The organism is Sporomusa rhizae (assembly GCF_041428845.1).
Taxonomy (GTDB): Bacteria; Bacillota; Negativicutes; order Sporomusales; family Sporomusaceae; genus Sporomusa; species Sporomusa rhizae.
Genome location: NZ_CP156925.1, coordinates 3444904 through 3467123 on the forward strand (window position 1 = coordinate 3444904; position 22220 = coordinate 3467123).

The 22220-nt window shown below is 41.6% G+C and carries 26 protein-coding genes and 2 riboswitches; of the genes, 8 read left to right on the forward strand and 18 right to left on the reverse strand.

Going from position 1 to position 22220, the window contains the following annotated elements; genetic code table 11:
• The first annotated feature begins 260 nt into the window (after window positions 1–260).
• Window positions 261–731, forward strand: coding sequence for a redoxin domain-containing protein (locus SRRS_RS16265; RefSeq protein ID WP_371361993.1), 471 nt, complete (start codon window positions 261–263; stop codon window positions 729–731).
• Window positions 732–760: 29 nt separating this feature from the next.
• Here SRRS_RS16265 and SRRS_RS16270 read toward each other — a convergent pair whose 3' ends face one another.
• On the reverse strand, window positions 761–1681 hold the full coding sequence (locus SRRS_RS16270; RefSeq protein ID WP_371361994.1) for a pentapeptide repeat-containing protein: 921 nt from the start codon (window positions 1679–1681) through the stop codon (window positions 761–763).
• A 374-nt stretch (window positions 1682–2055) separates the two neighbouring features.
• Between SRRS_RS16270 and SRRS_RS16275 the strand changes: the two genes are divergently transcribed.
• Window positions 2056–2820, forward strand: coding sequence for a helix-turn-helix domain-containing protein (locus SRRS_RS16275; RefSeq protein WP_371361996.1), 765 nt, complete (start codon window positions 2056–2058; stop codon window positions 2818–2820).
• On the opposite strand, the gene SRRS_RS16280 is transcribed toward SRRS_RS16275, so the two are convergent.
• The 9 genes from SRRS_RS16280 to SRRS_RS16320 all read right to left on the reverse strand — a co-directional run bounded on the left by SRRS_RS16280 (window position 2817) and on the right by SRRS_RS16320 (window position 10636).
• Window positions 2817–5174 carry a molybdopterin-dependent oxidoreductase gene (locus SRRS_RS16280; RefSeq protein WP_371361998.1) on the reverse strand — a complete coding sequence of 786 codons (2358 nt, stop codon included), beginning with the start codon at window positions 5172–5174 and terminating at the stop codon, window positions 2817–2819. The two genes, SRRS_RS16275 and SRRS_RS16280, sit on opposite strands and share 4 nt — an antisense overlap.
• A gap of 83 nt (window positions 5175–5257) precedes the next feature.
• Window positions 5258–5638 carry a type II toxin-antitoxin system death-on-curing family toxin gene (locus SRRS_RS16285; protein ID WP_371362000.1) on the reverse strand — a complete coding sequence of 127 codons (381 nt, stop codon included), beginning with the start codon at window positions 5636–5638 and terminating at the stop codon, window positions 5258–5260.
• Window positions 5635–5808: a DUF2281 domain-containing protein gene (locus SRRS_RS16290; protein ID WP_371362002.1), complete on the reverse strand. Its 174-nt coding sequence runs from the start codon at window positions 5806–5808 to the stop codon at window positions 5635–5637. Before SRRS_RS16290 ends, SRRS_RS16285 begins: the two co-directional genes overlap by 4 nt.
• A gap of 155 nt (window positions 5809–5963) precedes the next feature.
• A complete protein-coding gene (locus tag SRRS_RS16295) occupies window positions 5964–6290 on the reverse strand; it encodes a multidrug efflux SMR transporter (RefSeq protein WP_371362003.1) in 327 nt (108 codons plus the stop codon).
• The gene (locus SRRS_RS16300) at window positions 6290–6718 is read right to left on the reverse strand and encodes a TetR/AcrR family transcriptional regulator (protein WP_371362004.1); all 429 of its coding nucleotides are present in this window, start codon (window positions 6716–6718) and stop codon (window positions 6290–6292) included. Before SRRS_RS16300 ends, SRRS_RS16295 begins: the two co-directional genes overlap by 1 nt.
• A 341-nt stretch (window positions 6719–7059) precedes the next feature.
• Window positions 7060–7857, reverse strand: coding sequence for a transposase (locus SRRS_RS16305; RefSeq protein WP_371362006.1), 798 nt, complete (start codon window positions 7855–7857; stop codon window positions 7060–7062).
• A gap of 150 nt (window positions 7858–8007) precedes the next feature.
• On the reverse strand, window positions 8008–8931 hold the full coding sequence (locus SRRS_RS16310; protein WP_371362007.1) for a hypothetical protein: 924 nt from the start codon (window positions 8929–8931) through the stop codon (window positions 8008–8010).
• A 227-nt stretch (window positions 8932–9158) separates the two neighbouring features.
• Window positions 9159–9851, reverse strand: a complete 693-nt coding sequence (locus SRRS_RS16315) for a radical SAM protein (protein ID WP_371362008.1) — start codon at window positions 9849–9851, stop codon at window positions 9159–9161.
• A 136-nt stretch (window positions 9852–9987) separates the two neighbouring features.
• A riboswitch (guanidine-I (ykkC/yxkD leader) is annotated at window positions 9988–10083 on the reverse strand.
• A gap of 220 nt (window positions 10084–10303) precedes the next feature.
• Window positions 10304–10636, reverse strand: a complete 333-nt coding sequence (locus tag SRRS_RS16320; RefSeq protein WP_371362010.1) for a hypothetical protein — start codon at window positions 10634–10636, stop codon at window positions 10304–10306.
• A gap of 280 nt (window positions 10637–10916) precedes the next feature.
• Window positions 10917–11011: riboswitch (guanidine-I (ykkC/yxkD leader) on the forward strand.
• Between the two features lie 76 nt (window positions 11012–11087).
• Here SRRS_RS16320 and SRRS_RS16325 point away from each other — a divergent pair.
• Together SRRS_RS16325 and SRRS_RS16330 are read left to right on the forward strand one after the other, a co-directional pair.
• Window positions 11088–11423, forward strand: a complete 336-nt coding sequence (locus SRRS_RS16325; RefSeq protein WP_371362011.1) for a multidrug efflux SMR transporter — start codon at window positions 11088–11090, stop codon at window positions 11421–11423.
• A gap of 1 nt (window position 11424) precedes the next feature.
• Complete coding sequence (locus SRRS_RS16330; protein ID WP_371362012.1) at window positions 11425–11739, forward strand: multidrug efflux SMR transporter; 315 nt, start codon at window positions 11425–11427, stop codon at window positions 11737–11739.
• Between the two features lie 212 nt (window positions 11740–11951).
• On the opposite strand, the gene SRRS_RS16335 is transcribed toward SRRS_RS16330, so the two are convergent.
• The 8 genes from SRRS_RS16335 to SRRS_RS16370 all read right to left on the reverse strand — a co-directional run bounded on the left by SRRS_RS16335 (window position 11952) and on the right by SRRS_RS16370 (window position 17921).
• Entirely contained in the window at window positions 11952–12260 is a 309-nt protein-coding gene (locus tag SRRS_RS16335; protein ID WP_371362013.1) for a type II toxin-antitoxin system RelE/ParE family toxin, read from the reverse strand.
• On the reverse strand, window positions 12253–12513 hold the full coding sequence (locus tag SRRS_RS16340; RefSeq protein ID WP_371362014.1) for a type II toxin-antitoxin system Phd/YefM family antitoxin: 261 nt from the start codon (window positions 12511–12513) through the stop codon (window positions 12253–12255). Before SRRS_RS16340 ends, SRRS_RS16335 begins: the two co-directional genes overlap by 8 nt.
• A gap of 701 nt (window positions 12514–13214) precedes the next feature.
• The gene (eis, locus tag SRRS_RS16345; RefSeq protein ID WP_371362016.1) at window positions 13215–14426 is read right to left on the reverse strand and encodes an enhanced intracellular survival protein Eis; all 1212 of its coding nucleotides are present in this window, start codon (window positions 14424–14426) and stop codon (window positions 13215–13217) included.
• Between the two features lie 90 nt (window positions 14427–14516).
• Complete coding sequence (locus SRRS_RS16350; protein ID WP_371362018.1) at window positions 14517–15269, reverse strand: AAA family ATPase; 753 nt, start codon at window positions 15267–15269, stop codon at window positions 14517–14519.
• Between the two features lie 416 nt (window positions 15270–15685).
• Window positions 15686–16072: an alpha/beta hydrolase gene (locus SRRS_RS16355; RefSeq protein ID WP_371362019.1), complete on the reverse strand. Its 387-nt coding sequence runs from the start codon at window positions 16070–16072 to the stop codon at window positions 15686–15688.
• A gap of 40 nt (window positions 16073–16112) precedes the next feature.
• Window positions 16113–16391, reverse strand: coding sequence for a hypothetical protein (locus SRRS_RS16360; protein ID WP_371362021.1), 279 nt, complete (start codon window positions 16389–16391; stop codon window positions 16113–16115).
• 174 nt (window positions 16392–16565) lie between these two features.
• A complete protein-coding gene (locus SRRS_RS16365) occupies window positions 16566–17210 on the reverse strand; it encodes an O-methyltransferase (protein ID WP_371362022.1) in 645 nt (214 codons plus the stop codon).
• Between the two features lie 264 nt (window positions 17211–17474).
• Complete coding sequence (locus SRRS_RS16370) at window positions 17475–17921, reverse strand: MarR family winged helix-turn-helix transcriptional regulator (protein ID WP_371362023.1); 447 nt, start codon at window positions 17919–17921, stop codon at window positions 17475–17477.
• A 559-nt stretch (window positions 17922–18480) separates the two neighbouring features.
• Here SRRS_RS16370 and SRRS_RS16375 point away from each other — a divergent pair.
• From SRRS_RS16375 to SRRS_RS16390, 4 genes are all read left to right on the forward strand, one after another.
• Window positions 18481–18918: a MarR family winged helix-turn-helix transcriptional regulator gene (locus SRRS_RS16375; protein WP_371362024.1), complete on the forward strand. Its 438-nt coding sequence runs from the start codon at window positions 18481–18483 to the stop codon at window positions 18916–18918.
• 72 nt (window positions 18919–18990) lie between these two features.
• On the forward strand, window positions 18991–19347 hold the full coding sequence (locus SRRS_RS16380; RefSeq protein WP_371362025.1) for a carboxymuconolactone decarboxylase family protein: 357 nt from the start codon (window positions 18991–18993) through the stop codon (window positions 19345–19347).
• Between the two features lie 98 nt (window positions 19348–19445).
• Window positions 19446–21146, forward strand: a complete 1701-nt coding sequence (lpdA, locus tag SRRS_RS16385) for a dihydrolipoyl dehydrogenase (protein WP_371362026.1) — start codon at window positions 19446–19448, stop codon at window positions 21144–21146.
• Window positions 21139–22167 carry a lipoate--protein ligase gene (locus SRRS_RS16390; RefSeq protein WP_371362027.1) on the forward strand — a complete coding sequence of 343 codons (1029 nt, stop codon included), beginning with the start codon at window positions 21139–21141 and terminating at the stop codon, window positions 22165–22167. The genes lpdA and SRRS_RS16390 overlap by 8 nt, the downstream gene beginning before the upstream one ends.
• The last annotated feature ends 53 nt before the right edge of the window (window positions 22168–22220 follow it).

A 22220-nucleotide genomic window follows, 5' to 3' on the forward strand; every position in this document is an offset into this window, starting at 1 on the left:
AACTGTTGTTGTGACGTACGAATTCAGTGCTTCATACAACCAATACTGCCAAACAGCGGTTTGGAAGATACGAAGTCGAGTAGTGGCCTGCCTCACGGCGCGCTTTTACTCGACTTCGTATCCATAGATTGAAATATGAAGGTTTTTACACGGCCTGACGTCCCTTGTGTCATACTGTCCCCTGCTTCTTTCAAATTACACATAGCAAGTCTATATTTTTGGGTACGCTACTAGTAAATTTAGCAAAAAGGGGTTGTGAAATGAAACTTATTTCTGTTGGCGATGCTGCGCCAAATTTTACTTTGACTGATAACAATGAACAATATGTTACTCTGACAAACTACCGCGGCAAAAAAGTACTCCTTTCTTGGCATCCTTTGGCTTGGACACCTGTCTGTACCGACCAAATGCGCGCTCTGGAAACAAACTACCAAACCTTTCAAAGCCTTAACACTGTACCTCTGGGCTTTAGTGTCGATCCCACGCCCTGTAAAAAGATATGGGCTGATGCGTTACAATTAAAGCTGGTGCGCATTCTAGCCGACTTTTGGCCTCATGGCAAGGTAGCCATGGACTACGGAATATTCCGTGAACAAGATGGTTATTCCGAACGGGCTAACATCATTGTTGATGAGAATGGCAAAGTAATGTGGGTAAAAGTGTACCCTTCCGCGCAATTGCCCGATATCAATGAGGTTTTAAACGTATTGTCAAGTAATACTGGCAAATAGCAATGCAACCAGTATATCTAATATGTATGTCAATTTATCATGTTTTTTAAGGCCCAGTGCGTTGGGCGAGTAAGCGATGGCGGCAACTTTGTGCTTGTGTCTCCCTTCGCTGCGTTGATTTGGGCTTGAGTGAGAAAGATACTTTTGGAAAGGTCGGCTCCTCTAATATCAGCGTCTCGGAAATCCGCACCGATGAAATCAGTTCCAAACAACTCGTTTCCTCTAAGGTCGGCAGCAATAAGGCAGGCTCCTCTTAAATCAGCTCCTCTCAAATCGACCTTTCTGAGATCAGCAGCAATGAGGTCCGCTCTTTGACCAAAAGTCTTCTGACGCCCTAAATGAGCATTTACCCCATGGCGAACTTCAGTTCGTACAAGTTCACTGGTCTTTAGAAGCAGGATATTAACTTTTGCTCGGTGTGCTACTATGTCCAGTTGCATAAGAGAGTCAGGACTGAGGTGAGTAAGGTGTTCGGTCTCATCACGCATGGTACTAAGATCGCAATGGATGGGACGGGCTGCTTTTAACGTAAGCGCTTCTGTCAAATACCAAAGTAATTCATGTAGCTGCTGCATAAGCAGGAATACTGCAAACATTTGCTTTGCAAGTTTTTGGCCTTTTCGCCAATCTTGTCCAGCGAAATTGACTTGAGCAACTTTCTGCCCCGCACCAAAACAATCAAAAGCAATACACCCTTTAAAGCCCTTTTCTTCGAGGTTTTTGTGAATACAACAGTGAAAATCTGCTTGCAGATTGCTGCAAGGCTGACCTGCCTCCTTATCGCTTGGGAAGCCTTCCATAGATGAAAAATACAAAGCAACACAGCACAAACCAAAACAATTACCGCAGTCAGCTCGAAGACTGCGGTAATTATTATCAAAAAAAGATAATACATTTCCGTGTCTCTCAGACACTATCTGATCTTTCTTATTTTCAAATGGATATTTCATATCCACGCACCTCATCATTCACACAATACACTTTACTGCAAATATTTCTCATGTATGCGATACGATATTTGGGAATAATTTCGAGTTTAATATTCATATTTTTCCTTTCTGTATTAATTCTTATTACATTTCGAGTGCTATCATAAATATAAAAATGTAATCAATTGTTTAGGGTAAACACCCACATTATGCAGTGAAGCTGTGTTGACAATATGTCCGAATCCTTGTTCCAGTATCGCCTTGATGCCACCTGTACCCCGTGAACTACGCACATGCCATTGATAGAATCGACTGATACGCAAAATTAGCTTTCTCGCGCTTTGAGGGCAGGAAATACAGAAATATTGCAGAAATAAGCGCCAGGAGGGATTGTATTGACCATTTATTTTTGGAATAGCCGCTTGCTTATTCTGGACCAAAGCCTCTCTACATTGCCCCACATTCATCATTATGTGGAAATCATAATAAGCATCGAAGGCACCTTCAGAATACTTATCGAAGACAATTGGATTGAAACAGATGCAATTCTTCTGGATAAAGATGTATCCCACCAATTGACCGGCTCCAATAGAGAGCAAGTTGTGCTGTTATTGGAACCTGAGACAATTACAGCAGAAGCACTTAAAAATAAGTTTCTCTGTGAATCCGCCATCTTCATCCTAGATAAACTTGTCCAATCCGAAACAAAACACGCTTTGAAAAATCTATCCCACCCCACAGCTACTCCTGAAGAGGCAAATCGTACTCTTGCGCTCCTAATCAAGGATATTCTCGGTATTCTTCCTACTAATAAACTTTTCGATCCCCGGGTTAAGCGGGTCTTGGCCGAGCTACGCTCCAGCCCTGAGAAGAAAAACATACGAGAACTCAGTCGGTTAGTTCATATTTCTGAAAGTCGATTGATGCATCTCTTCAAAGAAGAAGTTGGAATTCCAATCAGGCAATACATCCTATGGGCCCGTCTTATGAAGGCCGTAAATGCGATTGTTGCCGGTAACTCGTTCACTCATGCTGCTCATGAAGTCAATTTTGCTGATTCTGCGCATTTAAGCAGGACATTTAAACGAATGTTTGGCAAGACTCTAACCGAAGTTTTCGGTTCGTCTAAAAATATTTCCATTATAACCTGTGAAGATTAGCCCTCCCACGCTCCGGGCATTGCGGAGTATACTTCACAAAACACACTACGAAGACATTCAGACCCAACATCAGGATCAAAATTATCTGCTGTAAACAACATATTGATGTTTGATTTCTGCCACCCGTAATCTGGAGTCTCTGGAAACCACCACCCGTGCGCTGCGCTGACTACTTCTGGAAGTACGGCATCTGTGATTCGGGCTTTCATTTTTACTCTACACGCCGGCGTCTCAATATACACCCAGTCTCCATCATTTATACCCCGAGATGCTGCCGCAGAATGATTGATTTCAAGAATTGGATCAGGGTTGTTTTTCCTAAGTGATTTGATTTGACGACCTTCACTATGGAAGAACATCATGGATTTTGCACCACTTGTCAAAAGCAGGGGATATTTATCCCGACTCTGAACTACAGCGCCTGAGCTTACAGCAGCTCGATATACAGGCACCGGGGAAATGTTCATGTCCAGTAAAGTTGTAGAGAAGAGCTCCACCTTTTTCGAAGGCGTATTGAATCCTTGTTCGCGGTACTTTAAGTACCGCATTTTTTCTTGAATGATTTGTTTATTAGAAAAACTGTCAAAATCGAGGTTTGCTGGCTCCAGCATTTCATCCACAAATGCACGATAGTTTTCCCAGGGAAAGGCCTTTTCAAGTTTCAATTTCCGGGCTATTTCAATCAATACATCCCTGTCGTCCCTCGTTTCACCGATTTGAGCAACTTTTTTTCTGTTTGTTACGCACCATTGCTCGAATGTGTTGACAACATCATCCTGTTCCAGCCACATAGATGCTGGGAGAACGATGTCCGCATAGTGAGCGGTGGGGGTTAGGAAGAAATCGGACACCACAACGAAATCGACAAGCTTGAGAGCTTTTTCTGTTTCAAGAGGGTCTGTCATTGTGACCAGCGGATTTGAACCCATGATCCAAAGCGCTTGCACACGATAAGGATCATTAGCTGTGATACTTTTCCAAAAGGTCGGCGGATGCGTGACCGGACACAATGGATATTTCGAAGTTCGCAACTTGCTAAGCGTTTTTAGTTGCGCTGCAGGAGTTTTTTTTGCACTGAGCTTGGTAAGAAGTGGATATGCCTTTTTCTGCAAGACATTAAGAAATTTAAATGTCGAAGCCATTCCTTTTCCCGAAAGAAATTCGCTTTGCTTCTTTGCCGCGATAGAGTCTACCGCCAACCGATGGTTCTGTATTGGCAGAAGCAATTTGCCGGTAATCTCCGAGTTAACAAATTGCGATTTAAGCTTCACATTCGTTACAGGCACCGGTATGATATCGCCACCAGGAACGTCTATATTTCCTGTTATGGCTCGCAAAATCATAATAGCACGCGCGGTTTGGAAGCTACATTTGCTCGCATCGATTGCGCTACCCCAATAAATAGCCGCCGGACGAACAGACGCGTAGGTTCGTGCAGCCAGTCGGATCTGTTCTGCGGAAACACCGGTAATCTTTTCAGCCCACTCAGGGGAATACTCCCCCACATGTGCCAATAATTCAGAATAACCTACTGTATAGTCTCTGACAAATTCATGATCTATTAAATCCTCTGCAATGATCACATGAATCATCGCCAAGGCAAGCGCCCCATCACTTCCCGGCATTATTTGTAGCCACTGTGACGACCTACCAGCTTCTTTAGTCCGTCGCGGATCAATAACAATCACTTTCTCGGCCGCAATTAAGGCTCTTTTCATAATTCCGGCGTTCATTCCCTGCGCCGAGCCGATTTCTGTAACATTACTCCCCCAAAGAACAATGCATTTCGGCGTGATGCCTCCCGGTTCATAAACATCAGGTACAGGAGCCACCATGCTGCCAATCGTAAATACGCTGGCCATTGTTCTCGGCCCCATGCAGTTGTGGGCGACATTGACATAGTTTGGTGTTCCATAGGCATTGCAAAACCGGCTCGCCATATCGACGTAGGGCCGGGTTGTCCCATGCAGCAATGCAAAATACTGAGGTCCAACCGTCTGTTTGATATGAGCAAGTTTTTCGACGATCTCTTGAATGGCTTCTTCCCAGCTTATTCTTTCCCATTTGTTTTCGCCACGGGCACCTATACGCCGTAGAGGATGGGTAAGACGATCTGGGTGATATAGCAGTTCCGGTGAAGCCGCACCTTTTGGACAAAGATACCCTTTGCTGACTACACTTTCAGGATTTCCTGTGACCTTCACCACGCGCCCTTCTTCTAAATGGACGTTTACCTGACAGCCGCCATGACACATTCGACATGTCGATGGCACGATTTCTTTCATTTTATTCAACTTATTCAACTCCGTCTTGTGTTCTTTGTCTCTTATTTTAATGGGATTAAAGAGAAACACTTGAATGAATCTGCTGTTTTAGTTTAAAGCAGCAGATTCGTTCAAGTGTTTATACCTATCAAAATAGACAGCCATGTGGCTGTCTATTGTTTATGGTCTTCTATCCAATCAGATATATCGTTTTCAGCGGCCGAACCGTCAGCAATTGACAGACCCAACGTAATTAGTTCTTGTTGTGTATAGGACAAACGGTAGCCGTTGATGCGAAGTAGCAATAGCATGGCGGCTACTCCTACTCGCTTATTGCCGTCAACAAAACCATGGTTACTTACCAGGCTGTAGGTAACAGCCGCAATTTTTGATTTCACCGTCGTATACAGATCTTGTCCATCAAAAGTAGCTAAGGCGCGGGTTACCGCGCTTTCAATTAAACCAGCGTCACGAATGCCATGACTGCCACCGGTTTGTTCTATCAGTTTCTTATGCAGTAGGATGATATCCGTAACCGTTAGCAAGCGCATCATTTAGCCAGCTCCAGCAGCGCCTCTTTGTTTTCGCGAATAATATCATCCATGGCTGTTGCCAATTCGTTTTGATGCTTGTTGTTAAGAAATTCAACAAAATCAATCACTTGACGTTTTTTATCTTCGGGCAATTTTTCAAAATCCTTTAAGAGTTTTTCTGCGAGGGTCATGATGATGCCACCTCCTATATGTATATTATACCCAATAAAACAGTCAGGAAAAAGAAGGAAACTGAAACAATGATTATTATTTCCTCCTTTCAGTATGTCCTATCTATGTGTAGCTGCAGATTTCGGGGATAGTCTCTCTTTTCGTTGGAAATGACTTAATGGGCTGGTCCCTTTAAGTTAAGCAATACAACACCGATGACAATTAATGCTATTCCAAAACCACTATAGACGTTAATGGATTCTTTCCAAACAAAAACAGCTACTAAAGCTGTCAGAACAGTCCCCATACCAGCCCAGACTGCATAAGCAATATTTAATGGAATTGTAGTCATGGCTTGAGAAACTGCATAAAAAGAAGCACTCATGCCGACAGCAAAAGTAATACTCGGATAAAGTTTTGTAAAACCTGCCGAGTATTTCATCATAGATGTAGAAAAAACCTCTAATACAATTGCTGCAACTAAATACACTTGCCCGTTCATTATTTTTCCTCCTTAGTCAAAGAAATTAAATAGTTTAATACTTTTTTGCGCGTATCTTCTTGTAAATTCATGCCATATAGTTGATTAAAATACATACCGTCAACTGCAAGTCTGACAATAGTCGCAATGATTGGATTGATGTTATCGTTTTCGATATTGGTATGAACTTCCTGTAAACTCTTAGCCATCTGTTTTAGTAGTTCTGGATTTGTTGCTACAGCCGCCAAAAATGCTGTATTCATATCAATATCTTCTTCTGCTTGATTAAATAAGTCATCTTTAGTTGGAAAATGGTATAACAGACCTCCTTTACTAATGCCTGCCTTTTTTGCAACTGCTTCTAAAGTTAGAGAAAATACGCCTTCCACATTTATAATTTCAGCGGCAGCTCTAAGTATTTGTTCTTTAGTTTCTGTTTTCTTCGTCATAGGGTTCTCCTCCATAAGTAATTCTACTATCATTATATACCGTCCAGACGGTATAGTAAAGTAATTCATTTCTTCAATCTGTACGCTCACATGACAATGAAATTAATTAAACTTTAGATTAAACCCTGAATTTTATGAAATGACTGGTTTTCCACAGAAAAAACATAGTTTTTAATTACTTGCCGGAATGGAATAGGCTCTATCTATAGGTTTCTACTGATACTGCCGCTATAAACACAAAAACCACTAGGCTCTAGTGGTTTTACTTTTTTTGTTTACTATACATATCCTTAAAGGAAGGATACACGCTGTCGCGGGGACGGTTCCAGCGACATATATTGTCACGGGGACGGTTCCGTCGACACAATCATTTTCCGAACTTTCTCCCGGTTGATCCCTGTCAACTGAGCTATTTGCCTGCCTGATATTTTGCTTCGGACAAGCAACATCTCAATCAACTCTTTTACGATAAGTTGATTTTCATTCTTTTTCAAATCCCCCATTGACCATGCCTGACTCTGCAGAAAACCCTTTAAAATATCCTCTGCATTTTCGCCGGTTTCATCTGGCATATCCAAAAAGAAGTACTGCGCCTCCTCTGTCAAATGAAATTCCTGGAATCCTTGCTGTGCGCTCTTCCTATCGGAATAAAAGCGCCCAAGTATGTCTTCCATCTCAGGCAGCAATGGCATACTATCTTTGTAGCCCATATACGACGGATAACTACTCCAAAGATAGTTTGGCGACGGACTGTATTCCGGACCGAACGGATTTTTATGTATGTACCGTATAACACTCAACAAATAGGCCTCATCATTAATTGGTTCACTACGAAAACGGTCTTGAAACACATGCCCAACCCGATGGTACTTTTTATTAAAGTAGGCTGCATAGGTTATACCGATCCGCTTCATAAATCTGTCTAATAACTGACCAGCTTCGTGAATAACCATATGCACATGGTTGTCCATAACGCAATACGCATACACGAGGCTAGCTTCCCCTTCTTTTTTTTGCAACAGAATATCAATAAATTTTCGCTTGTCTTCTTCATCCAGAAAAACCGGCTTACGTTCGTTGCCACGCAGCATAACATGATAAATTCCTGTTATACTTTTGCTTCTTGCCTGCCTAGCCACTCCTATCACCCCACTTATTGAAGCATAAATCACCATGTCCAAAGGAACCAGCCCAGTAACATGGCTAAGACCTGCTATCAGGAGAACCCGTTCCAATTGATGCGGGAACGAGTCCTCCGGCACAGGCATTTTTTAAAATGGCTTTATTCTCTACTGATTAGTCGAAACATCTTCAACGGTGTCTACTACATCGCTGGAAAAGTTGATTTTTTTATTTGCATAAATCCAGATTGAATCATCTGCTTCGGAGCGTACTGGTTTGCCCCAGCTAAGCAGTACTTGCCCTTTAGTCATACCTGGTTCAACATTGCCGTTTTCAATTTGATACCAAACGTTGTGGGACCAGCCGAGAGTCTGTCGCGGATCTTCGCTAAACAATGCGTCTTGCCACGGTTGTGTTCCTGTCCAAGAAGTAACGGGAATATTGGTCCAGCTGTAAGCTATGGGCAAAATTGCCTTTTCCCCGTTAACTGAAACAACCAGCCAGATGGGTTCCTGAGACTGATTGCCTGCAAATACGTCCACCACTGTAACAGGGCTGCCAATTGGGATGGGCACTGCCATAGGGTTTTTATTTGAACCGGGAATGTACATTCCTGTTAATTCCCTAAATTTTGGATAAATGGTTTTACCCAAAAACTGTTGTTTTGCTTTCGTCAGATCATCTGTTAAAACTAAGCCTTCGATTTGGCCGCGCATTGTTCGGCCAACCAATTTTTCTCGTGTATCATTTACTGTCATATAAACCATAAACTCCTGCTGATTAGGACCAGCCGGATAGGGAATTACTTCCGAAACTGTTACTTGTTTTCCAACATGTTGTGCGTAAGGAATACGTACCGATTGATCACCCTCAAATCCTTGAGTTGCCTGATCTACTGCAAAAATTTCGTATCCGGCAGCTTGCTTATCAGCAGGCAGAGCAAGAAATGTGAAGCTATGCCCTGTCCATTGTTCTGTTTTCAAGTTAACTGAAGGTGTTGCATTGGAAGATTCTGCCCAGACAGAACCTACCGTTCCGAAGGCTATTAATAAACTCAATACCAGCAGCAAACGCAAGTTAAATAGTTTCATAAATTCCTCCTCTTATTAGTCCCTATTACCAGCAACATTTTCTGCACAGAGTATATTATCTGTGCCAAAGTCCCCCCTGGCGTTATTGTAGCACAGATTTAAGAAGGGTGTCAAAAGAACCGTCCCCGCGACACATTGATTTTTAACAACTGCTTTAAAAAAGTCTGCACCAAAAGATAAAAACGGCCACTTGGTATAAAAAGTGGTCGTTTTTATGTTGAGCATTACTAACTGTTTAGTAATGCATTTGAAATTTCCTCAAATCTTTCATCCGTTATACCAAGTTTTTTCTTAAATCTTTCATCTTCCAGTCTTGCAACAATTATCTTGTTGGGAGCTATTTCCTCGATAATATTTTTTATTTTTTGAATTGATTCTTTATCATCGTTGTAGCCTTTAATGATAGTAATTTCAAATATAAAATTCCCTTTGTATTGTTTATTAAAGGAAACCATATTGGAAATATATTCTCCTAACGTATACCCTTCAATCGGTCTTTGAATTTTTTGAAACTCTTCTTCTGTTATTATTTTTATCTCTCCAACAACCTCATCACATTTATTAGCAAGTCTTATATACTCATCTCTACCTAGTAAATAGCCATTCGAAAGCAGTCTTACAGGTAAACCTTTGACTTTGATAAAGTCTATAATATCACCAATTTTATCATGTACTAAGGCTTCTCCTTTTGAGTTAATAAAGATTAATTCTGCTTTTGTATTTTCTATCATGCTTTCTAGTTCAATCAATGAACTATCTATTTTATCAAATGACTTTTGAGTATCTATCTTATTTTGCGACCTTCCAATAGGACAAAATATGCAGTCAAAGTTACAATGCTTTTCCGGAAGTATGTTAACTTCCAATACCCTTCTTCCATCTTCAATATAAATATCTTTATAACTGAAACCACCCATCATCTTATCCCCCTCAAGTTACTTTATTAATACTTCTTTATTGTTACTATCAAGAATTGAAATTATCCTTATTTTTTTGCATTTTAAGTATACCTCCTCAATAATAAAAAATAAAAAAGCCATGGAAATATTTTTAAATATCTCCCAGGCTTTTATCCTTCCGTGTACACAGTTAACTGTGTGTTTTCTCTCGGACCTGCCAGTTACAAACTGCGGAACCCTAGAAAACTTAAATATATAATTAAATTATGATTTACCAGTTTAAAAATTATAAACTAATTTTAGCATACTATTAAAGACTATATCAACTATCTATAATCTTTCCCCGGTTTTATGTCCATGGTGGCATCTATGCGTCCTTTTCGATCAATCAATTCCATGACAATTTGGGAACGTCATAAACCGCCTCTTTGCTCGCCTCTCCACACTGGCATAATACATCTTATTTTCTAAAATTACTTCTTTTCTGGAATTGTCAATGTGAAGTGAACGAATAATTCTTCATATCCCTTTACCGGTACCCAGCCCCGGATTTTATCTTGTGCTGTTCTATCAAGCTGGGCTATCTGTGTTTTTAGCATAACATTCGCCATACAACCTTTATGCGATTCCGGAGCTCCCACTCTTGCACATACGATACCTTCTGTAAATCCTTTTTCTTCTGCTACCTTATTGGCTGCAAGAACAACGTGTTCTTTATTTATCAGGCGGGCAATCCCTGGAAATTCATCCCACATTTGATGAAAAGAATGAATAACCGCCTCGTCTACTTGTATTTCTTTGTTCATCTGCTTATATCTCCTTTAATAATGCGTCAATGGTTGATAGAGAGTACACTTTTTATCTACTATAACTTTATTCATTTTGTATTTTAGTATACAATGCAATTGCAACCACAACAAGGTCCAATTATTTTAATATACACGGGGACAATTAGGTTGGATATCGCAAACTTTCCGCTCCGTATATGGCGCAGATTACTGAATCAAGAGGTGTAGTATGCAAACCGGAAACGAATATTTTGCTATACGTTCTTGACAACTAAAACCTGGTGTGTATAATATCATTTAATGAGTTTTCTAGGGTTCCGCAGTTCGCTGGCCTGGTCCGAGAGAAAACGACAGTCTATGACTGTTTCACGGAGGGATAAAAACCCGGGAGAATAGCTGCAATAGTGCAGCTTATTCTCCCGGGTTTTATTATTTCTTTCTGCTAATACTTAAAGTTGGAGGGTTAGATATGAGCAAAACTTGGGTATCCGTTGTTATTGCCGCTTTTTTTGAAGTGTGCTGGGTGATTGGAATGAAACACGCGGAAGGCTTCTTGGAATGGGGAGGAACAGTGATTGCCATAATCATCAGCTTTTATTTGATGATTATGGCTGGTCGTGATATTGCCGTTGGCACGGTATATGCCGTTTTCGTCGGGCTTGGAACAGCAGGAACCGTATTGGTGGAGATTCTATTGTTCGATGCGCCTGTCATACCTGCCAAACTCGCCTTGATTGCATTACTCTTAAGTGGAGTTGTCAGCCTTAAGCTGCTAAGCAACCAGAAAAGGACGGAGGTGTTATGATATGAACTGGCTTTTCCTCATAATAGCAGGCATTTTCGAAATGATGGGAGTTGCAATGATTAATAAATTGCACAAAGACCGCGACTGGAAGGCACTTGCCTTGCTGTTCACCGGCTTTGGTCTAAGCTTTGTTTTTCTGGCGCTTGCTATGAAAACATTGCCCATGGGAACAGCCTATGCGGTGTGGACAGGAATTGGAGCTTCGGGAGGAACCATATTGGGGATGTTGCTATATGGTGAACCGCGGAATTTATCAAGGATTATTTCTATTGCCGTTGTGCTTGGCTCTGCGGTTGGATTAAAGCTGATTGGTTAAACACTGCTTGCGCCACATTAGCGATGATGGCAAATTCGTCGCCACCCCAACCGCTTTAGCAAACATTTAACTATACCATAACATCGCGAAAATCTCTATTTTGGCTCTTGTTTGGAATAATCTTGATAAAAACGGATTTTTTACTGATTACCTCCTGAAAAGGACGCAAAAAAAACACCTGCCGTAACAGATGCCTTAAAACCGCTGCCAACTTATATTAATTTAATATAATCCTGTGCGCCGTAGAAAACGCGCATAATGCAAACAGTTTCGGAAGCTTCATTGACTTTGTACACAAGCACGTAATTTTTAATCACCGCTTTGCGGTAACCTTCTTTGCTCAATCGTTTATCTTGACACCGTTCATACATCATCGGATTGCTTTTTAGAAGACCATAACAAGCAGCCACTTCATCTAGAAAATCTCCGACTGCCTTTGTATTAGCCAACTGTCCGGCGATGTAAGAGACAATATTGTCTAAATCTTGATGCGCAAGCTCCGTAACAAACAGTTTATACATTATACTTTTCTCTTAAGCTTTTTATCGAAGCGTCACCGTCAAGCACTTTTCCTTCCGCAAGCTGTTCCTCGGCAGCAATGAGTTTACTATAGACGTCGAGCATAAACATTTTTTCTTCATACATTTTCATGCTCATAATTACCATATCGCCATAACCATTTTTTGTCACAAAAATAGGTTCATTGGAGGCATGACACATTTGAGAAATTTCACTGGTATTTTTCAAATCCCGAATTGGAATAATCTGAGGCATAACCTTCAGCTCCTTTCTGTGGCTTTATTGTACCACAATTATACCCCACAATCAACAATTCCATGTATTTGATAATGTCACCTTGTAGACTATAGCGATAAAATCATTTCAATTTGCCGAATAGATAGACCCTCTTTTTTTTAATACCATATTATTGTACTAAAAAAAATGAACCCAAGCCTGGGCTTGGGTTCTAAAAGGGAGAGGGATTTTTATATAAACCAAATGGTTTTGACCATCCGGATTGTTGTTGTTATCCTATAATTTTTTCCTGTGCTTTTAGTTTTGCGATGACATATTACATAAAAAATAGAATCCACATCATCTACCCTCACTCGGCATCATTTATTAATTTATCTTAATAGGTATAACACACAATAAGTATGAAGAAATAAAACTGACCTTGCCTAGATTTAGGTAAGGTCAGTTTAAAAACAAAAAAGACCTTACCACTATAGGCAAGGTCTCACCAGCACTTTAAAGGCCAACAAAGCCGGGCTTACGCCGAATTGTCGACTTTGTTTGACGGTTACTCCCCTTGATAACATTATGTTTGTTATATTATTATATCCGGGATGTGTACAAACGTCAACAGTTTATCCGGATTATGTTGTTATCCTGTAAAGGGAATCTCCCTTACGAAAAATCGCCTAAACTAGTCTAGGCGAACATAAACCCGTGAATGGGGTGCCAATGCATTCCTAGAAATAGTCTGAGAAATAGGGTGTCTGTTGTTCAATTGCATCCTCCAGCATATCCAACGCTTCCGGGCTGCAGGTGATGCGTCCGATCTTATGCAGATAGTACGGCTGCTTATACCCTAGCAGCATCGTTGTCATGGTTTTGATATCGAGCCTGGCGTCGCTGCGCTCCGTCGTGCGAAAGACTTCGCCTTTTCCTTCAGTATCAATACGGAGCGTAAAGGTTCCCTGATTCCAGGAAAGCAGCGGGTCATCCAGGGTGAATGTCCATTCCCGCTCTTTGGTATCCGGCTTAAAAGGATATTGGGCGACAAACTGCTCCAAATCCACAATACGGGCCATGAAATAGGGAGAGATAACCTCTTTGATATCGGCGTCCTCCAGCAAAAAGGCCAGCGGCTCGTCAGTATGAATATTGCCTATGACCTTGGAAATCATCGAAAAGTGGGCGCTGATAAAATTCCAAAGCCCGCTGCGGGCTTCTTCATTGACAAAGATCATATCCTTAATGTGAAATATTTCGTCCGCGATCCAGTAAAGAACATAGCCGTCCGGCTGCCTGTCGGCATTGTAGTAAACAGCGGCCATCAGATCGTCCAAATCCCACAGCCAGTATTCATTCCAGGCCAAATCACCGCGCAGCATGGCTCCGTGGGTTTGATAGGCAAAACGTTCATACGCCCTTTTCACATCATCGCTTTCGCTGCCAACCCTGCCGACTTCTCCGGGAACCTGTTTATTTTTTGGCAGTTGATAGTCCTTCACTTCAAAAATTATTTTATCGGAAATGATCTCCCATCCCTTTCTGCGATAGTAAGGGATGGAGTAGGGATACAGGTAAGAAATCGATTGCTTTTTCTCGCGCATTTTTTCCAGTGCCTGATACAGCAATTTATGCATTAAACCCTGGTTGGAGTATTCCGGGAACGTACCGACGCCGGTAAGTCCTCCCATGTCGTACGTTGTATTGAATATCCGTACTTGAAATGGATAAACCGCCACCTGAGACACAAGTTGATCACCGTCAAACCAACCCCAGACCTCCGCCTGCTCCAAAGCCGGCGATTTGGCATTAACGATATCCCGCCCTTCCCAGCCAACCTTGCGCAGATCGGCATCGGTTACCTGGAAAACATACCGCAGCAGTTGGTTGTATTGTTCAAGATGCTTTATTTCGACTTGTTTCATCTTTAATTGCCTTTTTCTACCCATAAAAATCTCCTTTTTGCAAAAGCTCTACCCAATCGTTTATATTTCTTCCTGACTGATTGGCTATACGAGGCCATGAAGCATCAAAGTGCATTAAATACCAACTTTTTTCATAATAGCGTTAACTGCCTTAACGGAAAGAGAGTCCTCAGGCAGATCAACCAATGGTTTCCCTTCGGTATCAAAGGTAACAGCTTGTTCGTCATAGGGAATAGTACCGATTAAATTTAAACCTGTTTTTACTATTTCCTCTTTGAGCCGGTCAATTCCAGCCTCTCCCGTCTTGGTGACAATCAGATAAACTTCGGGTATTTCGATCTTTAGCACACGAATAAGCTCAGACACCTTTGCCGCCGAACGGATACTACGTGCAGAAGTATCACTAATGATAAACAGCATATCGATATCTGCAACGATACGCCGACTTAAATGCTCCATTCCAGCTTCGTTATCAATGATGACGTATTCATAATTTTTTTGTAACCGTTCCAGATACATTCTAATAAGATTGTTAGGATAACAATAACAACCATTTTGCTGGGGCAATCCCATTAAAATTAGATCCATACCATTTCCCTCTTGAATAATCTGGCTTAATCTATATTCAGCGAATGAATCTTTGCCAATTCCATCCGGGATATCATCTCCAGTTCTAACTTCCTCCAGGATATTAGCGATAGAATCGTCTACCGTCATCCCCAGCGCTTCGTTCAAATTGGAGTTAGGATCAGCATCTACAGCCAAAATCATTCCTTTTTGCTGCTGTAACAATTCCTTAATTAGTAATGCAGTAAAAGTTGTTTTACCAACGCCGCCCTTACCAGCTACGGCTATCTTCTTTGTCATTAGAAGACCTCCATTCAAAGTTATTTTTCATAATGAACTAATTATTATCAAGATTAATTCATCTAATAATAGTTTCTCCTCTTTTTCATGTTCACCCTTTTGCAATTGAATATCCACGTTACGACATAATAAATTCTGTACATGATCCAATTTTAATCATCCTACATCGTTGCCCTTGCTGAACCCTTAGTCTTCAGAAAATGGTCGTTGGGAATTTTGTCATAGAGCACGCTATATATACTTAATTGGTACGGCACATGTCTAAGCAAAGCAAATCCCTCCATTCCGGCAAAATCTATAGCTATATTTTACCATAACAGAGGGATAAGTGTTTTATTTATTGACTTTTTCAGTAGCTTCGAACCGTCACCCGACTCGTTGAAATAAGGCTGTATTTTCTCGCTCGCTATAAATATTTAATTAAGATATTTTTTTAACCATTGTTTAAAAAAGTTCAATTGTTCTGGTGTATGAAAGTAATGTTCACCATTATCCATTACTTCCAAGCTGCAATCAAATTTGTTGGCAAAAGAAGATACAACATCAAATTCGCAAAGATTGTCCTCTTTTCCATAAAGTATGGCAGTAGGACTCTCCCAATAAACAATAGGATTTTCTTTGACGTAACAATAATAATCCCAATATAAAGTTTGACCAATAGGCGTTGGGATTTCCTGCTCAGCCTGTAATTGCTCTTTACTTACCTGGACCCATGTCATCATAATGTCAATGATACGGCTCATGTCAACAATAGGCGACAAAAACAAACTTTGTTGTAGGGAAACCTCCTTATAGGCAAGCAAACTAAAATATACACCCATACTGCAGGCAAACAAGCTAATTTCATTTGAACGCCTTCATGGCAAAGTCCATAATTTTACAAAGATCCTGAACACAATTTTGAACCTTGCATAACGTTGGTTCTTCTTTTCTATCTCCATGTTGCGGCAAATCAAAGCTCAACACCTGATATCCTAGCGGAATTGCCTCCTCTGCAAGCATAGCAATCGGCACATCCGTTTTGTTCGACATATTTCCGTGAACAGCCACCATTATTTTAGTGTTTTTTTCACCCCAAAGAATGGCGGGTATGTTCTCAATTAATAAATTCTGCTTAACCATTTTTCCTCCATCTGTTACAGAGGAAGACTCCTCCTTAAACAATGTAAATTATTATAATTAATCATATCTACATCCTCCTTTCCCGATTAACTGTTGTAACAAAATTAATCGCAAGTACATCTTACAATATTTAACTATACCATAACGTCGCGAAAATCTCTATTGTTGTACTTTTCAGCTTGTTCTTTTTACCGCTACCGTCAAACCGTCCCCTATTGGCAGCAAAGTACTCTCAAATTGCGGACAATCCGCAATTTTTTTATTGAATATATCTAATGACTCACACATTTGGGGCAAATCGTCATATTCAGAACCAAAATCAAATACAGGAAAGAGTGTATCCTCGGCAATGAGTAGTCCTCCTGGCTTAAGCAACCTAATGTAGTCCTCGAGCATTTCGCCATACAACTTTTTATCACCGACATCCTGGAAAATAAGATCAAACTCTTCGTTCATACCTGAGGTTACTGTGCGCGCCTCACCTATTCTAAGCTCAATCTGTTCTTTTACCCCTTCACGTTCAAAATTCTTAGCCGCTTGTTTAGCCACTTCCGCATCCATTTCAATTGTCACGATTGTACCGCCGTAATGTTTAATCGCTTTTGCCATCGAAACTGTTGAAAAACCAATACTTGTACCGATCTCAAGAATTTTTCGCGGTCTGGCCATCGTTATTAAAACCTGCAGCATTCTGGCAACATCGTCATCCACAACCGGTCCAAAATTTTTCAACTCTGTATCCTCAATATATTGTTTTTGCGATAATTTTCTCTTTTCATATAAGCTTTCAATATAGGCGCTTGCCTTTGCAAAGTCCAATTTTCGCTCCTCCTTTTCAGCTTTTCAAATATTTAGTGGTGTCATCTGTCTACTGGTTTTCAGTCAAGTCCTAGACTTCCCCCCCTTAGCTTAACATTTGCCCCATGGCTTTTGAGGATGCTTCTGCTACCGCGTCAACATGGTAATTATTAGCCAAGCTAATTATCGGGGATAAAAATAAAGATTATATTAGCTCCTCTATCATCAAAAAAGTTAGCTAGGCTAATTAAATAGGAAAATAAAAACGGTGCATGATTTTTTTACTCATAAACCGATTTTTATTAGCAAATCAAGCAAACGCGCGGTCTCTTCCTCTGTTAATTTTTGGGTGAGATTCGCGCAAGCCTGCCAGTAGTGCGGTAGAACGAGGTCCAGAAGACGGTAACCTTCTTCGGTTATTGTGACATTAACCATTCTTTGATCCTCAGGGCATATGGTTCTTGTAATCAATTGATGTTCTTCCAGCCAAATTAACTGCTTGGTTACAGATGCCCGTCGGATTCCAAGCCTATTAGCAATTTCCGAAGGCTGTAACGGCTGGTCCGTGCTGGTATTGAATAGTAGCAAAAGTAAACCAAATTTGCTTTCGGAAATGTGGTATTCTTTCAGTGCATTATTTATTGCATCTAACACATCATCGGATATCTGTAACAGTACTTCTCCTAACCGCGCTCTTGGGTTAGGGGGAACTGTGATAGTATGTTTTTCCATAGGTACATTCCTTTTGCAATTAGTTTCCCTGGCTAATTAACAGTATAATGATGCGAAAAAAGAATGTCAATAGAGAAAGGACCTGGAGTAATCTCATAACCGGCTGCTTACTTGTTATTATTTATTTTTTCAAGGTCTGTCGCGGGATGCATGAGGGACACATACTTGGCAAGAGTCAATCAATATGTTCAACCTTCAATACAAGGAAACAGAACAAACCGAGCATTTTTAATTTGATTGGCTTACCCTCGACACATTCAATTTTTTTATCCAATATATACTGTATCACCCTATTGAATTCCTCCCTTTTTAAGAACGGAGGCTATGAAATTAATTGTATATATTTGCACATAGTGACTATATAGTATATATTTTTCTTACAGGACTAAGCATTCCAGTGGAGCAGCGTCTCCATCTGGAGCGCCAGCAGCTTTCTATTCTGGCAAAAATTATGTCATCCGCCTTTTTCAAAAATTCCACACAATTTATTTCTATTATTGGGATGGTGGAAACAACAAACTGGTAAGCTGTTTTAAATAAAGATAAGGAGCGTAAAATAATGTTTGATGTTGATGAATGTGTCGCTTTTATAACCAACCGGGTAGCCAAAAAGTTATCCGAGGAATTTAACGAACGTCTAATGACATTGGGTATTACCCGCGTGCAGTGGATTGCGATGTATTATTTATTAAAACACGGACGACTAAGTCAAACAGATTTGGCGGATAAAATGGACATCAAAGATTCCACCGTCGTCAGGCTTGTAGACCGGATGGAGAAGGAACACTTTCTTATTCGTACTAAAGACACACAAGATCGCCGTATTACCTATTTGTCCCTTTCTGAACAAGGCCACACCCGAATTGAAGAGTTGCTTCCTGAAGGGGAAGCAATGAGCCGGATTTTCTCTCAGGGAATCAGCGATGAAGAGTTTGCAGTTTTCAAAACAGTTCTAGATAAAATGGTAAAGAATATTGACAAAACCACAAGAAAATAATATTGACCCTTGCAAATAAAGTTGCTATACTAATCATTAGTATAGCAACTTTATTTGCAAGGGGTGTTTATTATGGCGAAAACTCCACGTGAGTTACTCAATGGCTTCATGAATGGGCTGGCAGAAACCAGTAAGACAAGCAGTGAACAGATCAATGCTTTTATGGCACTTTTAGGCGCTTCCTACAAGCCGATCACCATGGACCTAAAGACCAAGGAATTAATCAGCGTAGCGATTGGTGTTTATTCTCGCTGCGAATATTGCATCGCATTTCATGTTTTCAAAGCTTTCGAAGCAGGCGCGTCCAGGGAGGAGATCATGGAAGCCGCTATGGTTGCGGTAGCTTTTGGCGGTGGCCCGTCAATGGCATACAGTGTTACCCTGGTCAGAGAGTCTATTACAGAATTTGCTCCTGATTTTGGTAAATAGTTGTTTCACATTAGATGTCTTCTTTCTGTTTGCAGGCTTTGACTGTCAATCGGACTTGGCGTAAGCCAGGTCCATTTATTTTACGGGAGGAAAAAATCATGCTATTTGATATCAAATTGTCAACCGCTGCTCCTACTTCCGGTAAGCCGGTAAAAATTTTGAAAGTGCACCATCAATTGGGAGCAGTGGTAACAGAAGGCGACGTACTATTTGATGCTGAAGGCGAAAAAGGTACCGTTGTCATCAAAACAGCCGCTTCCGGCGTTATTCAGAGTCTTTCGGTCGAGGAAGGCGCTACTGTGAGCGCTGATACCGTGCTTGCGACAATAGATGGCCAACAACAGCCCCCTGCCCCATCCGACTTCAACTATTTTGGCAATCTGGTCAAAGCGGTAAAGCAGGAACTTGACAGTGATATCGCCATTATCGGCGGAGGGCCCGGAGGTTATGTATCGGCAATTAAGGCGGCACAGATGGGTGCGAAAGTTGTTCTAATCGAAAAGGATGCCTTGGGTGGCACTTGCCTAAATCGCGGCTGCATCCCTACCAAGTCCTTTGTCAGATCGGCTCAGGTTCTGAATACAGTAAAGCACAGCGGCACTTTCGGTGTAGTGACAGCAGACGCTGTAGTTGATATGAAAAGAGTCGTGGAACACAAAAACACGGCAGTCAGTCAACTAACATGCGGCATCAAACACTTATTGTCCCGTAACGGGGTAACAGTGGTTAGTGGTATTGGGATGTTTCAGGACGATCATACAATCATGGTAAAACACAAGAACGTTGAAACAACGGTAAAAGCCAAAAACATTATTATTGCGACCGGCTCCAGACCAGCCCAGCTACCCATTCCCGGCATAGATTTAGATCAGGTAATCACCAGCGATCAGGCACTTCAACTGGAGAAGCTCCCTCGCAGCATGGTAATTATCGGCGGCGGAGTAATCGGGATGGAATTCGCCTTTATTTTCGCAAACTTTGGCGTTGAGGTTTCAGTTGTTGAAGCGCTGGATCAATGCCTAGTTGCCTGTGATGAAGACATTTGTGCTGAAAACGCCCGTCACGCTGCAAGCAGAGGCATCCGCATCTTTACCAACGCCAAAGTCAATGAGATCGTTAAAACTGAGACCGGAGAATGCCTGGTTGCTTTCGCCCAGGATCAGGCTACAAAATATATTGCCGCAGAATTAGTCCTGCTGTCTGTGGGACGCAAACCTTATACAGAGGGGCTTGGTCTGGAACAGCTGGCGCTTACGTTTAACGAACATAATCGAGGAATCGCTGTAAATGACAAGATGCAAACCAATATTCCTCATATCTATGCGATTGGCGATGTAACAAATAAGTTGCAGTTGGCCCACATAGCTTCTCATCAGGGACTGGTCGCAATACGCAATATTTTAGGTGAGCCTTGTAAAATGGATTATTCTGTGGTTCCCAGTGCTATTTTTACTGATCCAGAAATTGCTACAGTCGGTATGTGTGAGAAATCGGCCAAGCAAGCCGGCGTGGATGTCGCTGTGGGCAAATTCCCCTTTATGGCGAACGGCAAAGCCTTGACTTATGGCGAGACTGACGGCTTTATCAAACTGGTCACCGATAAAACAACAGGCAAAATCATCGGCGGCAGCGTCATTGGCCTCCATGCAACCGATTTGATAGCCGAAATAGCACTGGCCATCCAAAACGGACTGACCGCCAAGCAGCTTAGTGAGACTATCCATGCCCACCCAACTACCGCCGAAGTTATTTTGGAAGCAGCGCTGGCAGTGCAGGGAAGGGCTATTCATCTTGCTTAACAGTCGTATTGCCATTATCCGCTCCGAGACCTTAGACCCATGGTTTAATTTGGCATTAGAAGAATACTTATTCTCGAAAGTTGCCGCCGGCCAGGTCCTGCTTCTACTATGGCAAAACGAGAATACTGTGGTTATCGGCAAACACCAAAATCCCTGGAAGGAATGCCGACTACCCGAAATGGAGCGGGACGGCTGCAAGCTCACACGGCGAATGTCAGGTGGCGGAGCGGTCTTCCATGATAAAGGAAACCTCAACTTTTCCTTTATCATGGATAGGTGCCTTTATAATTTGGAAAATCAACTGAACGTTATATTGGAGGCTATTCGAACGCTAGGAATTAAGGCTGAGTTTTCAGGACGCAATGACCTTATCGCCCACGGCAAAAAGTTCTCCGGGAACGCCTATCGGTTTGATGACCGTACCGCGCTTCATCATGGTACGCTGCTTGTTAGTGCCGATCTGGAAAAGCTCTCGCGATATTTAACCGTTCCACCACAGAAAATCCAGTCTAAAGGGGTGGACTCAGTCCGGTCTCGGGTAGCCAACCTTGGTGACTTTATGGATGGACTTCGACTGGAAACAATGGTCTTCAACCTAAAGACCCAGTTTCGTCGGCAGTATGGTGACGCAGCGGAATTTATGTTTGATTTTGATCTTTCCATGCCAGAACTGAATGAGATTTATCGCAGGAATGCATCCTGGGAATGGCGGTATGGTGAAACTCCCCGCTTTAGCATTGTTTTTGAACAGCGTTTCAGTTGGGGAAACATAGAGATTCAACTGAAGCTAGAAAAGGGCTGCATTGCGAATGCTACAGTCTATTCCGATGCCATGGATATGGATCTGATTGAAGCTATTGCCCAAAAGCTTAACTCACTTTCCTACCGAAAAGCGGAACTGCTTTCCGGACTTTCGTCCCTCGAACCAACTAGCACAAACCCTGCCGCTCTGCAGGATGTCATCAGGTGGCTTGCCAAACAGAATATCCCGTCTGAATACGAGGTATCTACGCAGACGTAACCCAATAACATAATGCACCCCGATTGCTGGCAATATCTCTACTGCCGACAGTC